This is a genomic window from Aneurinibacillus uraniidurans (genome assembly GCF_028471905.1).
GTDB lineage: Bacteria > Bacillota > Bacilli > Aneurinibacillales > Aneurinibacillaceae > Aneurinibacillus > Aneurinibacillus uraniidurans.
This window is the reverse complement of the sequence record NZ_CP116902.1, coordinates 3,362,325-3,376,653: the sequence shown is the minus strand read 5'-3', so window position 1 is coordinate 3,376,653 and position 14,329 is coordinate 3,362,325. Positions and strand designations below refer to the sequence as shown.

Below are 14,329 nucleotides of genomic sequence, written 5' to 3'. Positions count from 1 at the left end.
TTCTATTAAATTCTTTTCTTTTATTCTACACAATTTTTCTGCGTTATGCTAAAATTATTATCAAATTCGTCAGATGACCTGCTGAATAGGAGAGGAGGATTCGAATGAATCAAAATATTAAAAATGAATTGCGGAGTATTGTCGGTCGCGATTATTTTCTCGATACACCGAATGAGTTGTATGTGTATTCGTATGATGCAACCCCGCTTTACCAGGCAATGCCGGATGCTGTAGTGATTCCATCTAGCGTGGAGGAAATAGCAGCGATTATGAAGGTCGCCAGTCAGCATCGGATTCCGATTGTATCCCGTGGTTCTGGCACGAACTTGTGCGGTGGGACGGTACCGGTCGAAGGTGGAATTGTACTCAATATGAATCGCTTAAATGCTTTTAAAGAAATTGATCAGGATAATTTGACTGCGACATTTGAGCCGGGTGTAATTACGGCAGATGTTCATAAAGCGGTAGAGGCAGTGGGGCTATTTTACCCACCGGACCCAGGCAGTATGCGGATTTCGACCATGGGTGGGAATGTCGCGGAATGTGCAGGCGGTATGCGCGGCCTAAAATACGGTGTAACAAAAGATTATATTATGGGACTGGAAGCCGTTCTACCGAATGGAGATATTTTACGGGTAGGCGGTAAGAATGCGAAAGATGTAGCGGGATACGATGTCACCAAGCTGCTCGTTGGATCAGAGGGAACGCTGGCAGTTATTACGGAGATCACTGCAAAATTGTTACCGCTTCCAGAAACCAAACAAACGATGGTGGCGTACTACAATGACCTGACGGATGCGGCCCGAAGTGTACAGCGGATTATCGCTTCCAAGATTATTCCGGCGACGCTGGAATTCCTTGATCAAGAGACGATGATCGTAGTGGAAGACTTCGCACATATTGGATTGCCGTTAGACATGAAGGCCATGCTCATTATCGAACAGGATGGAACCTCGCTTCAGGTTGAGCACGATATTGCGCGGATGGCAGATATTTGCCGGGCAGAAGGCGCAACAGAAGTACGGATGGCACAGACGGCAGAAGAAGGAGCGAGTCTGATGGCAGCGCGTCGTTCGGCACTCTCGGCACTTGCCCGCGTCAAACCGACGACGATTCTGGAAGATGCTACTGTACCGCGTGCCAACCTGGCGGCGATGGTGGAGCAAGTTAATCTGGTAGCGAAAAAATACGACCTGCAGATTTGTACATTTGGTCATGCAGGAGATGGCAACCTGCACCCGACCTGCCTGACAGATGAACGGGATAAGGAAGAAATCCACCGCGTGGAGCAGGCATTCGAAGAGATTTTCCATGCAGCAATCAAGCTCGGCGGCACCATTACAGGCGAACACGGTGTTGGTATGGCAAAAGCCGATTACCTTGATCTAAAAGTTGGTCCAGTTGGCATGGACATCATGCGACGAATTAAAGAAGCGTTTGACCCGTACGGAATTATGAACCCTGGCAAAATTTTTGCGAAAAGCTCAAGAAGAAGGGTGGTCGTGAATCATGGCTGTGGATGTGGACAAACGAGAGAACATGCGCATGGAAATGAACAAGCAGACAAATAATCCAGACTGCTCCACTGCCAGTGTATCCCTGCTGAACAAGTTTGACACGAACGAAATTATGAACTGCATGCAGTGCGGCTTCTGCCTTCCATCCTGTCCGACGTACCGGCAGACAGGTAAAGAGGTGGCAAGCCCGCGTGGTCGAATCGCTCTCATGAAAGGCGTAGCCCAGGAAGCGCTACAGGTCGATCAAGAGTTTGAGAACAACATGTATTTGTGCCTCGGCTGCCGCGCCTGTGAGACGGCCTGTCCAGCAGGTGTGCCATACGGCAGCCTCGTGGAAACCGCACGTGAAGTGGTAGAAACGAACAAAAAAGAGCGAAGCAAATCGCCATTTATCCGTGACATTGTTTTTAATAAGATCTTCAAGCATCCAAAGCGGATTGATACACTTGGTACGGCACTTTGGGCAGCACAGGCAGCTGGCCTGCAAACATTAGCAGATAAAACCGGACTTGTGAATGTATTGCCACGTCCAATGGCAGAAATGCAGAAAGCCGTAGAAAAAGTAGCGTCCCCAGCTGAGCGCAAAAAGCGTCAAAAAATCGTAAAACCGACCGATCAAACAGCTAAGCTCCGCATCGGCATGTTTAAAGGCTGTATTATGGACGTGATGTTTTATGAAACGAATCAGGCGACCTCCCGTGTGCTTGCGAAAGCCGGCTGTGAAGTGATCTTTGTCGAGGATCAGGCATGCTGCGGGGCGCTGCACGCGCACTCCGGAGAAAAAGACGGAGCAGTTGAGCTTGCGAAACGTAACATCGAGGCATTCGAGAAAGCAAATGTTGACTTCATCGTCAACAACGCTGGTGGCTGTGGAGCCGCACTTAAGGAGTATCATCACTGGTTCCACGATGATCTGGAGTGGAAAGAGCGTGCGCTGGCATTTGTCGCCAAAACGCGCGATGCAAATGAACTGCTGGCTGAACTGCCGCAGATTGAATTCAAGAATTCCTTTGATGTTCGCGTAACGTATCAAGATTCGTGCCATTTAGCACACGGCCAAGGCGTTCGCAATCAGCCACGCCAGCTTATCCGCAGTATTCCGGGTGTGGAATACATCGAGATGATAAATGCTGATAGCTGCTGCGGTTCGGCAGGGATCTATAACATCACAAACTTCGATATGTCGATGCGTATTCTTGATGACAAGATGAAAAATGTCAAGCAAACGAAAGCGCACCTTATCGTAACGTCCAATCCAGGTTGTCTGCTTCAGATGAAGCAAGGCATCATTCGAGCTGGCATGCAGAATGAGATGGAGGCGATTCACATTATGGATTTGCTTGATCGTGCCTTGTAAGTCGCCTCATAACAGGCGGCTTTCTTTTTTCCTTGAATTAGGGTAATCTTTGTAAAGGAATAGTTAAGTTTATGGGGAAATAGGGTGGCTGGATGTGAAACGTGCACGTTTAATTTATAATCCGTCTTCCGGACGGGAAGAAGTGAAAAAGTGGATTCCAAGATTACTCGATACACTGGAGCAGAGCGGCTATGAAACCTCTTGTCATGCGACGAAAGGGGCGGGCGATGCGACGCTTGCGGCACGTATGGCGGTCGAGCGGCGCTTTGACCTTGTGATTGCAGCCGGAGGAGATGGAACGGTATATGAAGTGGTGAACGGGATTGCGGAACAGAAATACCGTCCGGCACTTGGCATTATTCCGGCAGGAACGACGAATGATTTTGCTCGTGCGCTTGGCCTGCCGCGCAGCATTCCAAAGGCGGTAGAAGTCATTGCAAATGGAACACCGATTCCAATCGACGTTGGCAAAATTAACAATCGTTACTTCATTAATATTGCGGGCGGCGGTGCGTTGACAACGCTCACATACGAAGTACCTAGCAAGCTGAAAACACTGCTTGGTCAACTCGCTTATTATATGAAGGGCATTGAGAAGCTGGCTTTTCTCTCTCCTATGCACGTCCGCTTAGAAGCAGATGATCGGGTAATTGATGATGAGATTATGCTGTTTCTCATTGCTAACAGTAACTCAATCGGCGGCTTCGAAAAAATTGCCCCGAATGCAAAAATGGACGACGGTCTGCTTGACTGCATTGTGTTGAAGAAAACATCGCTTCCGGATTTCATCCGCATCGCTACGCTGGCGTTAAAGGGTGAGCATGTGAATGATTCGAAGGTTGAATATTTCCAGACCCGGAAGCTTGTCGCGATTTCTAATGAGAAGGTGAAGCTGAATCTCGATGGAGAGTTCGGGGGCACGCTTCCGTGTACGTTTACAACACTGCCGCGACATATCAAGCTTATTCGTTAATTACGTATAGAATATAGGTGGATGATTTTGAGAAAAAAACAGCGCAGGCAGCCGACAGCCGATCTATCCGGCCTGCCACTTACGAAAAATGAAACAGTAGAAATTACGATTGAAGACATCTCGCATGAAGGAAATGGTGTGGGCCGCTACGAAGGCTACACGTTGTTCGTGCCGGGTGCACTTGCAGGAGAACGCGTTCGCGTTCGTGCTACAAAGCTAAAAAAGCAGTTCGGCTACGCTCGCATACTTGAGATTATCGAGCCGTCTTCTGCTCGTATGGAACCGCCTTGTCCGTTGTACGTTCGCTGCGGTGGCTGCGGCATTCAGCACATGGAGTATACGGCTCAGCTCGAATTCAAGCGCAAGCTTGTGGAAGACAACCTGCGTCGTATCGGAAAAATCGAAGGTGTACCGGTCCATCCGACAATCGGGATGGAAAACCCATGGCGCTACCGAAATAAAGCTCAGGTGCCTATTGGTGAAGAAGCGGGCGGCTTAATTGGCGGTTTCTACGCTGCTCGTTCGCATGAAATCATCGATATGGAAGCCTGTCTGATCCAACATGAAACTGGCGATGATGTAATTGCTCGCGTGAAGGAGATCGCCTGGAAGCACGGTGTTCGTGCTTACCAGGAGGAAACGCACACAGGTCTTTTGCGCCATGTCGTCACAAAAGTTGGCTTTGCGACTGGCGATGTGATGATTGTATTGGTCACAAATGGGGACAAGATTCTGAATCAGGATGCGTTGGTTGCAGAGTTAGCGCAGGCGGTGCCGGGTGTGAAAAGCATTGTACAGAATGTGAATACGAAGCGGACGAATGTGATTTTTGGTGAGGTTACCCGGGTTTTATGGGGTGAAGAATATATCTACGATACGATTGGGGACATTACATTTGCGATCTCGGCTCGTTCTTTCTATCAGGTGAATCCGGTGCAGACGGAGCGTTTGTATGGGAAGGCGTTGGAGTATGCGGCGCTGACGGGAGAAGAGAATGTGATTGACGCGTACTGCGGCATCGGAACGATCTCGTTGTTTTTGGCGCAGAAGGCGAAGCAGGTGTTCGGCGTGGAGATTGTGCCGGATGCGATTGAGGATGCAAAGCGGAATGCACGGTTGAACGGAATTGAGAATGCGACGTTTGCGGTTGGTGAAGCGGAGGTTGTGATTCCTGCGTGGTATGAGGAAGGGAACCGGGCGGATGTGATGGTGGTTGATCCGCCGCGCAAGGGCTGTGATGAAGCGTTGTTGCAGACGATTCTGGATATGAAGCCGGACCGTGTGGTGTATGTGTCGTGTAATCCATCGACGCTGGCCCGTGATCTTCGTTTTCTGGAGGGTGGCGGATATAAGACGGTTGAAGTGCAGCCGGTGGATATGTTCCCGCATACGGTGCACGTCGAGAGTGTCGCGCTACTCATAAAATGTGTGTAACCAATAAATAAAGTTCTGCTTTTGGCAAGGATAAAAGAAAGAGGGGAAAGGGCGAAAACGAGTCATATCAAGCCTTTTCCCCTGTTTTTTATCAAAACATTATTACGAAAAAAATAAAGTTCTGACAGAAAAAATGAGAATAAAAAATCGAAAAAAGCCGGATTGGGTGGTGGGGATTTTTTGTTTGGCGAAATTAATTTGAATTTTTATCGAATAAAGGTATGTTTTACTCTCTTGGACTTTAAGAAATACGGCACCCAGACCACAGGGTATACTATTGCGCTTATTAATGATCCTGATACCTTCTCTCTTATTTCATTAGCATCCAGGTTTAGGTTAATACCGATATCCTTGAAGTGATTGATTAATGAAATATACATTGCTAAATCTACGATTGCATAGGCTGAGGAGAATACGATATAAATTATAGCGATTTTCGGAACGAATTTTCTTTTTTGAAACAAAAAGACTAATAGAATGATAGCAGATATGGAAATTATTATGCTCATAAATAATTCTATGTATGTTATGCGAGTGAATAATGGATCATATAATTGTGAACCGGGAGTTATTAAAATAGAACGTTGCTTATCTAAAAATACTGGTAATAACTCATTAATAATAACAAAGAGCATTATGATAAAAGTTATGATCAAGCTTGTAACAAATAAAATTAACCATCCACCTATTGATTTATACTTTTCTGTACTTATAAAAGAGTTGCTTACAGATATATTAGCGTTTTTGTCTGTTTGCTGCTCCATAATACTAAAATCCTCCCTTATTTTGTTTGCAGTATATAAAGTCCATAAAATTAAACTTATATACTAAATTTGTAATTTTATGGACTTTAACGCTATTTTAGTATATATTTGTAAAAAAATAAACCAAATAATGGAGGGTATATGATAAAAAAAATAATAGGCATTATTTCCGCTATTATAGTCATGGTTATAGTAGGTATGGCTACGTATATTGTAACAAGTGAATATTTCGGGAAATGATATAATTCATTTTAATTACTTGATTGTGGATCTAGATGTAACGCTTACCTTTATGACACAGGAATTAAGAAGAGCACGGAGCTAACCGGGCTTTTTGTTTTGACCACTGACCATATTCTGACAGAAAAAATGAGAGTAAAAAATCGAAAAAAGCCAGATTGGTTGTAATCGTTTATCTGTTTTGTACATTAGAAATGAACACAAAAGGCCATTGGAATGAAGTTTTCCAATGGCCTTTTTGCACTTACTTATGTTTGGTTATATCTTACTTTTGTACTTTAACCATGGTTTGCCCAACTACTAAAGCTCCATTTACATAACCACGGAACTCAACAGCAACTTCAGGTGTAGACCAGGTAAAATCGGAACGTTCAAACTTAAACTGGCCAAGTTTTGCCTGATTGTAGTATCCATTATTCGAAGATAATGCTTTCACACCATTAAGTTCTGCTGTATTTAAATCAAAGCCTTGAGTGCTATAGCCTGAAGGAAGATCAACACGGACTGTGAACACTCCACTATTTCCTTTTACAATTTTAGGTGTAACTTCAATTGTGGCAGGAATGTATACGGAAAACTTTCTTTGAATTGTAGTGCTAAGGCCTGCAGCATTAGTTACCGTTACCGAAACATTATAGACACCCTGTTTATTAATCGTAATAGAGCTACCGTTCATTACGGTACTAGATGTCCCAGTTGGATCGGTGACAACCATCTTTTCAGAAGCAATACCTGATTGGTCATCTTTTGCTGTGTATTCTAGTAACAGACTAGTGCCAAGCTTGATTTCCTTATTTACATCCATTGTGACAATTGGAGCTGTACGGTCAATTTTTACCTCAGCATTTTGAGGCTTTTCAATGTTTCCAGTCTGGTCAACTGAATAGTAGGAAATTTGGGTAATCCCTTCTTTATCTACTGTAAAGGATGTCCCTTCCTTATATTCAGAGCCATTAATCGAGTAGAATGTCTTAGATATACCACTCTGTGTATCTGTTGCAGTTAGAGAAACTGTTACATTGTCCTTACTCCATGTTGTAGGAGCATCAGAAGTAGTAACAGGAGCGGTTTTATCAATCTTTACCTCGATAGTTTGCGGTTTTTCCGTATTTCCAGTTTGGTCTATTGAATAATAGGAGATTTTGTTAGTTCCATCTCCGCTTACCGTAAAGGATGTCCCTTCCTTATACTCAGAGCCATTAATCGAGTAGAATGTTTTGGCTACACCACTCTCTGTATCTGTTGCGGTTAGAGAAACTGTTACATCGTCCTTACTCCACGCTGTAGGAGCATTAGAAGTAGTAACAGGAGCCATTTTATCAATCTTTACCTCGACAGTTTGCGGTTTTTCTGTATTTCCGGCCTGGTCTATTGAATAATAGGAGATTTTGTTGGTTCCATCTCCGCTTACCGTAAAGGATGTTCCTTCCTTATACTCAGAGCCATTAATCGAGTAGAATGTTTTGGCTACACCACTCTCTGTATCTGTTGCGGTTAGAGAAACTGTTACATCGTCCTTACTCCATGTTGTAGGAGCATCAGAAGTAGTAACAGGAGCCGTGTTATCAACCTTTACCTCGATAGTTTGCGGTTTTTCCGTATTTCCGGCCTGGTCTATTGAATAATAGGAGATTTTGTTAGTTCCATCTCCGCTTACCGTAAAGGATGTTCCTTCCTTATAATCAGAGCCGTTAATCGAGTAGAATGTTTTGGCTACACCGCTGAGTGCATCTGTCGCACTCAGTTTAATGCTGGATGACTGAGTAAACGTATCGCTAATTTCATTTGCTTTTGTTACCGGTGCTGTTTTGTCAACTTTGATGTCAATTGTTTTAGCTGCTTCTTTGTTGCCAACTTTGTCGACAGAGTAGAAAGAGAGTTTGTGAATGCCTTCCTCGCTAATTGTCAGGTCTGTCCCTTCTACAAATTCGCCACCATCAAGAGAATAGAATGTTTTCGCAACGCCTACCTCGTTGTCTGTTGCAGACAATGAGACAACAGCGCTTTGATTCGCCCAGCCAGTTGATGCAGAAGCAGGAGTCACTTTAGCCGTTGTTACCGGTGCTTCCGTATCTATGATTAGCTTGGCGATTACAGTATTTGATCGTTCTGATTCTCCAAACGAATTACTGAACGAGGTAACATAGTATTCATGGTCTGCATACGTAAGGTTAGAAAGCTTATACGATAGATTGTTTAGATTTTTAGTTAATTGTACCGGTTTACCGTCAATAATTTCATACACATTATAGCCGTTTGCATAGGTGATAAAGTTCCATGAAATTAAAGCTTCTGTTGAACTTAGCAGCTTTATGCTAGCTGTAGGTGCTTGCATAATCGGGTAAACAATTTTCTCGGTAATAAGATTAGAAGGCGCAGATTCACCAAAGCGTGTGCTGTATGCAGTTACCTGGAAAGAATGATTGCCTTCTGCTAAATTGTAAACCGTGTTAGTAAGCGCTGTTCCTTTATAAAGCAGTTGTTTGCTATCACCTGTTACCTTGTAAAGACGGTATTCATTCGCCCAAGTAACTGCCTTCCAGGTGAATGTCATATTGTTTGCATTGAACAAAGATGATTGCAGCACTGGTGGTTGCACTACAGGCCATGTAAGTGTAAAGCTCAGGGTACCGGCTGCTGGTGATTCGCCAAAACGATCACTGAATGAGTGTACTTCATACGTATAATCGCCTTGAGGCATGTCGGTAAAGGTTACGCTTGTACTCGTTACCGTCTTTTTCAGAACGGGCTGTCCATCAACAATTTGGTACACTTTGTAAGCAGTTGCGTAAGTAGCACCGTTCCATTTTAAGGTGATGTCATTTCCATTTGTAATACTCTGCGTCAGATTGCCCGGTGCCTGCATCGTTGGGAAGTCCAGCGTAAATGAGAGCTTAGCACCTTCTGATGATTCGCCAAAACGATCACTGAATGAGTGTACTTCATACGTATAGTCGCCTTCAGGCATATTTGTGAATGCTACGGATGTACTCGTCACCGTCTTTTTCAGAACGGGCTGTCCATCAATAACCTGGTAAACCTTATAAGCAGTTGCATAAGTAACACTATTCCATTTTAAAGTGATATCATTTCCGTTTGTAATACTTTGTGTCAGGTTGCCCGGTGCCTGCATTACATTTTGAGTAAGCTTGATGGAAACCTGGCTTCCCTCTGGTGATTCGCCAAAGCGGCTGCTGAATGAGCGTACTTCATACGTATAGTCACCTTCAGGCATATTTGTGAATGTTACGGATGTACCTGTCACTGTCTTTTTCAAAACAGGCTGTCCATCAATAATTTGGTAAACATTATAAGCAGTTGCATAAGTGGCAGTATTCCACTTTAAGCTAATATCGTTACCGTTCGCGATAGTATATGTTAGATTATCCGGCTTCTGCATTGTAGGGAAGACCTGGGTAAATGAAACCTGGCTTCCTTCTGCTGATTCGCCGAAACGAGAGCTGAAAGAATGAATCACGTAAGTATGTTCGCCGGCAGGAATGTTAAGCAGTGTTGTAGTAAGAGTTGTCACCGTCGTTTTTAATACTTTCTGCCCGTCAATTAACTCATAAAGTTTATAGCTGTTTGCATTAGGAACAGCTCCCCATGTAAATACAGCATCGTTAACATTTTGAATCTTGTATGCAAAGTTTCCTGGGGCATCCATCGTCGGTAAAGTCAGGGAGAAGCTAGTTTCAGCCCCACTTGGTGATTCACCCAAAAGGGTCGAGATGGAGGTAACAACATATTTGTAATCACCAGCCGGCACGTTTGTATACGTAACGCTTGTACCTGTGACTGTACTTTTTAAAACTTTTTCTCCATCAATGACTTGATAGATTTTATAGCTTGTAGCATAAGGTACGCTAGCCCATTTCAGGGTAATGTCATTGCCGTTATTAATACTGTACGTTAGGTTTGCTGGTGCTTCCATCGTTTGGCCATTTAAAGTTACGGTTAGTTTACTTCCCTCTACCGATTCTCCAAAACGGGAAGAGTAGGAATGAATCTCAAAATTGTATTCACCAGGTGCCATGTTCGTATACGAAACACTTGTACCTGTTACGGTACTTTTTAAGACTTTTTGTCCGTTTGTAATTTGATAGACTTTATAATTTGTTGCATAGGCAGCAGGGTCCCAGCTTAGGCTAAACTCTGTAGCACTTTTTATTGTTTGAAGCAGATTTGCCGGTGGCTCCATAGTAGGCAGAGCAAGAGAGAAGGATACTTGGCTACCTTCCTGTGATTCACCAAAACGAGTAGAAAAAGAGTAAACTTCATATTTGTAATCACCAGCTGGCATGCTGGCATACGTAACTGTTGTGCTAGTCACTGTACTTTTTAAAACTTTTTGACCGTTTACGATTTGATACACTTTATAGCTATTTGCATTAGGAACAGAATTCCAGGTTAGTACAATATCATTACCGTTTTGAATTTTATAGGCAAAGTTGCCTGGCGCAGCCATTGTAACTGCTCCAACTGTAATGGAAAGCTGACTGCCTTCTGCTGATTCACCGAAACGATCACTGTACGAGTGAACTTCATAAACATAATCACCAGCCGGCATATTTGTATATGTAACTGTTGTGCCGGTTACGGTACTTTTTAATGTTTTTTGTCCGTCAATAACTTGGTAAACCTTGTAGCCGGTTGCATTTGGTACGGCTCCCCAGGTTAAGACAAGGTCATTAATGTTTTGTAACTTGTACGTAAAGTTGCCTGGTGCAGCCATTGTAACTGCTCCAACTGTAACGGAAAGCTGACTGCCTTCTGTTGATTCGCCGAAACGATTACTGTATGAGTGAACCTCATATTTGTAATCACCAGCCGGCATGTTCGTATACGTAACTGTTGTACCGGTTATTGTGCTTTTTAGCACCTTTTCCCCATCAACAACTTGGTAAACCTTATAGCTGTCTGCGTAGGTAACAGCATCCCATCGCAGGTTAACATCATTACCATTCGTTACCGTATACGTAAAATTACGAGGGGCATTCATTGTCGTGGGAGTGACCTCGACCTGCACAGGTGCAGAAAGTGGTGATTCCCCATATGCGGAATTTACTGCAGAAACTGCATATTTATAGTTTCCGGCAGGAACATTGCTTACAGTATAGGTTCGTCCAGTTACAGTTGTAAGTAATGTCTTTTGGTCTTCCGGTGAGATTTGATAGACATTATAGCTTTGAGCATTCTGGGAGGCGGACCAGTTTAGAACAATGTTGTTTCCGTTTTGAATCGTATAAGTGAGAGTGGAAGGAGACTGCATATCTGGATAGACAATTTCAGCCTGTACAGGGGCGCATGGACCCGACTCACCTTCTGCGCTTAGAGTAGATACAACATAGCTATAGGTTCCTTCAGGGAGGTTATTAATACTGTAGCTTGTTGTTTTGCTTGTTCCTGATAGAGTTAACTGACCATCGGTTATAGTATAGATGTTGTAACCGGTTGCCCCATAAACAGAACTCCACGTTAGTTTAATGTCACTCGGTGTCACAAGCTGGACTGCAAGGTTACTTGGCGGTAAGATACCTTCCGCAAATACGTTTGGTATGGAGATAAATACCTGGAATACGAGAAGAAAAAATGCTAAAAACGAAGATTTTGATAAAAAACGTTTTCTCACGATAGCATCCCTGCCTTTCCATGAAAAGGGACAAAATAAAAATGAACCTTAAACAAGGTTCATAGGTAAGGAAAACTATGAGTCCTTGTGGTAACCGGCTGCCATGCATATTAAAAAACAGTCATGCTTTAGGCCCTTGGCTTTGCGTCTCATGGTTTCCCGATGATTTGCCCTTTTCACATTAGTTATTTTTTATAAGTCTATCATAATGCGTCTAAACGATTGGTTGAATAGGTATTTTTGATTATAAATCTTATTAAATAGTGTCAAGGGGACTAAATGGAAATCTAAGATTATGGATAAGAACACATAGTCTAGAAATGAGGATTGTGGGCATTTTTACCTTAACTATATTTGTTTATTATTTAAGTAAGGGTGGAATTGAGCGGTGAAGAAAGGGTGATATGCAGGAAGACGATAAATACTTTATAGTCAGAGTAGGAGAATAGTTAGAGGGAGCAGTTTCTATGCTAAAGATTTCATTCGAGGGAGGAGTAACATGAGAACGATTGGTCTTATCGGAGGAATGAGTTGGGAATCATCGGTTGAATATTATCGGATTATTAATGAAGAAGTAAAAAATAGAGTAGGTGGATTACACTCCGCAAAGTGCTTGTTATATAGTGTGGATTTTGCTGAAATTGAGCATTATCAGTCGATGGGAGAGTGGAACAAGGCTGGAGAAGTATTGGGTGATGCTGCATATTCTCTGGAAAAAGGGGGAGCAGACTTTATTATTATTTGCACCAATACGATGCATAAGGTAATAGATGTCATACAGCAAAAAATCAGCATTCCGATTTTACATATTGCGGACGCAACTGCTGTGGCGATTAAACAGCAAGGAATCGATTCAGTAGGTTTGCTAGGTACAAAATACACGATGGAACAAGATTTTTACAGGTCACGCTTGGAGTCGAATGGAATACGAGTGATAGTGCCAAATGAGAGTGACAGAGAAGTTGTGAACAAGATCATTTATGAAGAGTTATGCGTAGGTAAGGTCCTACCGACATCTAGGGAATGTTACAAGAAGGTAATGAGAAGTTTAGTGGAAAATGGAGCGAAGGGCATTATTTTGGGCTGCACTGAAATCGGATTACTGGTAAAGCAAGAGGATGTGGAAGTTCCAGTGTTTGATACAACAGCACTGCATGCAATTGAAGCAGTAAATCAGTCTTTGAACGAATAGAGATTACAGGAGATAAAAAAGCTTTAATTTGGTAGTGGTGGAATTTGGGTTAGAGGGCTGTTAACATGTAGGATAACAATAGAAAATAAATAGATTATATAAGGAGGTATGGAAATATGAGCTTTTTCTCAAGATCTTCTTCAAAAAAGAGCCATTATAAATATGGAAATCATGGAAGTAGTCACTACAAGAAAAAAGGAATTTTAGGCAACTTGTTTGATATGATTGGTTCAAGAAGCAGTTCTAGAGGCCATTATGGTCATTACAGACACCAACACAACCATTCACCTATGCAAAATCAGCCATTTCCAAATCAAGGATCGCTAAATTGCAACAAGTGCAACAGTCAAATCCCGGCTGGCTCAAAATTTTGCTTGAATTGTGGAGAAAAGGTTAAAGTGGAATTGTTCTGCTCAAATTGTGGAGGAAAAATGCCACCGAACTCTAAATTTTGTTCTCAATGTGGAAACCAGTTGAATAGGTGATCCTATGCGTTATTTTAGTGAAATAAAATATCGTGGAAAAAAACTTGGAGAATATACGATTGAAAAAATAGTTGGCGAAGGTCGATATGGGTTATGCTTTCTTGCCAAAACCGACACAGGCAGCAAGGTTATTATTAAGAAGTTCAAAAAAAGCTTGTTTATCAAGGATTCAAACAAGAATATATACGAGGCGGTTATCCTTTCAAAACTCAGGGATGAAAGAATCCCTGAGTTTTTAGGGGTAATAAACCAAGGGAGCTTTTATGGATTTGTCCTGGAACTCAAGTCAGGAGTTACGGTTAAGGATATGATTTTCAAGGATCATCATGAATTTTCAACTGAAGAATTTTATAATATTGGCATCAAACTCATAAATATTATAAAGTACCTACATGAAAATAGTATTGTACATCGGGATATAAGGATACCTAATGTTCTTATAGATGGCTATAACGTAGTTCTTATTGACTTTGGATTGGCAAGATTTGCAGATAACAATCGATATAGATATGACCTAGACTATTCGTATCTGGGAGATTTTTTCTTGTACTTGCTTTATTCTTCTTTTCAAAGAGATGGAGGCAAAAAGAATTTACCCTGGTATAAAGAGTTACCATTACAGGAAAAGCAGAAAATGTTTTTGAAGAGATTAATGGGGCTTGAGACAGTGTATGAAAGCATTAGTGATATAGAGACGGATTTTATTCATGCGTTTGGATGCTAATGAAATCATAG

At 42.5% G+C, this 14,329-nt stretch carries 9 protein-coding genes and 1 riboswitch; of the genes, 7 read left to right on the top strand and 2 right to left on the bottom strand.

Annotated features, from left to right (window positions below):
* Positions 1-104: 104 nt before the first annotated feature.
* The 4 genes from PO771_RS16850 (at position 105) to rlmD (ending at position 5,281) form a co-directional block, all read left to right on the top strand.
* The gene (locus PO771_RS16850) at positions 105-1,571 is read left to right on the top strand and encodes an FAD-binding oxidoreductase (RefSeq protein ID WP_272560799.1); all 1,467 of its coding nucleotides are present in this window, start codon (positions 105-107) and stop codon (positions 1,569-1,571) included.
* Complete coding sequence (locus tag PO771_RS16845) at positions 1,510-2,874, top strand: (Fe-S)-binding protein (RefSeq protein ID WP_272560798.1); 1,365 nt, start codon at positions 1,510-1,512, stop codon at positions 2,872-2,874. The genes PO771_RS16850 and PO771_RS16845 overlap by 62 nt, the downstream gene beginning before the upstream one ends.
* Before the next feature lie 94 nt (positions 2,875-2,968).
* Positions 2,969-3,847 (top strand): diacylglycerol kinase, encoded by an 879-nt coding sequence (locus PO771_RS16840; RefSeq protein WP_272560796.1) that lies wholly within the window; start codon positions 2,969-2,971, stop codon positions 3,845-3,847.
* A gap of 27 nt (positions 3,848-3,874) precedes the next feature.
* Positions 3,875-5,281, top strand: coding sequence for a 23S rRNA (uracil(1939)-C(5))-methyltransferase RlmD (gene rlmD / locus PO771_RS16835; protein WP_272560795.1), 1,407 nt, complete (start codon positions 3,875-3,877; stop codon positions 5,279-5,281).
* 206 nt (positions 5,282-5,487) lie between these two features.
* Here the strand turns inward: rlmD and PO771_RS16830 are convergent, their stop codons facing one another.
* Together PO771_RS16830 and PO771_RS16825 are read right to left on the bottom strand one after the other, a co-directional pair.
* The gene (locus PO771_RS16830; RefSeq protein WP_272560794.1) at positions 5,488-6,045 is read right to left on the bottom strand and encodes a DUF2569 domain-containing protein; all 558 of its coding nucleotides are present in this window, start codon (positions 6,043-6,045) and stop codon (positions 5,488-5,490) included.
* Between the two features lie 505 nt (positions 6,046-6,550).
* Entirely contained in the window at positions 6,551-11,917 is a 5,367-nt protein-coding gene (locus tag PO771_RS16825) for an OmpL47-type beta-barrel domain-containing protein (RefSeq protein WP_272560792.1), read from the bottom strand.
* An 86-nt stretch (positions 11,918-12,003) separates the two neighbouring features.
* Positions 12,004-12,099, bottom strand: a riboswitch (cyclic di-GMP riboswitch).
* 317 nt (positions 12,100-12,416) lie between these two features.
* Between PO771_RS16825 and PO771_RS16820 the strand changes: the two genes are divergently transcribed.
* The 3 genes from PO771_RS16820 to PO771_RS16815 all read left to right on the top strand — a co-directional run bounded on the left by PO771_RS16820 (position 12,417) and on the right by PO771_RS16815 (position 14,318).
* Positions 12,417-13,109, top strand: a complete 693-nt coding sequence (locus tag PO771_RS16820; protein ID WP_272560791.1) for an aspartate/glutamate racemase family protein — start codon at positions 12,417-12,419, stop codon at positions 13,107-13,109.
* A 116-nt stretch (positions 13,110-13,225) separates the two neighbouring features.
* Entirely contained in the window at positions 13,226-13,594 is a 369-nt protein-coding gene (locus tag PO771_RS19490) for a zinc ribbon domain-containing protein (protein ID WP_422664963.1), read from the top strand.
* A 4-nt stretch (positions 13,595-13,598) separates the two neighbouring features.
* Positions 13,599-14,318: a protein kinase family protein gene (locus PO771_RS16815; RefSeq protein WP_272560790.1), complete on the top strand. Its 720-nt coding sequence runs from the start codon at positions 13,599-13,601 to the stop codon at positions 14,316-14,318.
* Positions 14,319-14,329 lie beyond the last annotated feature (11 nt).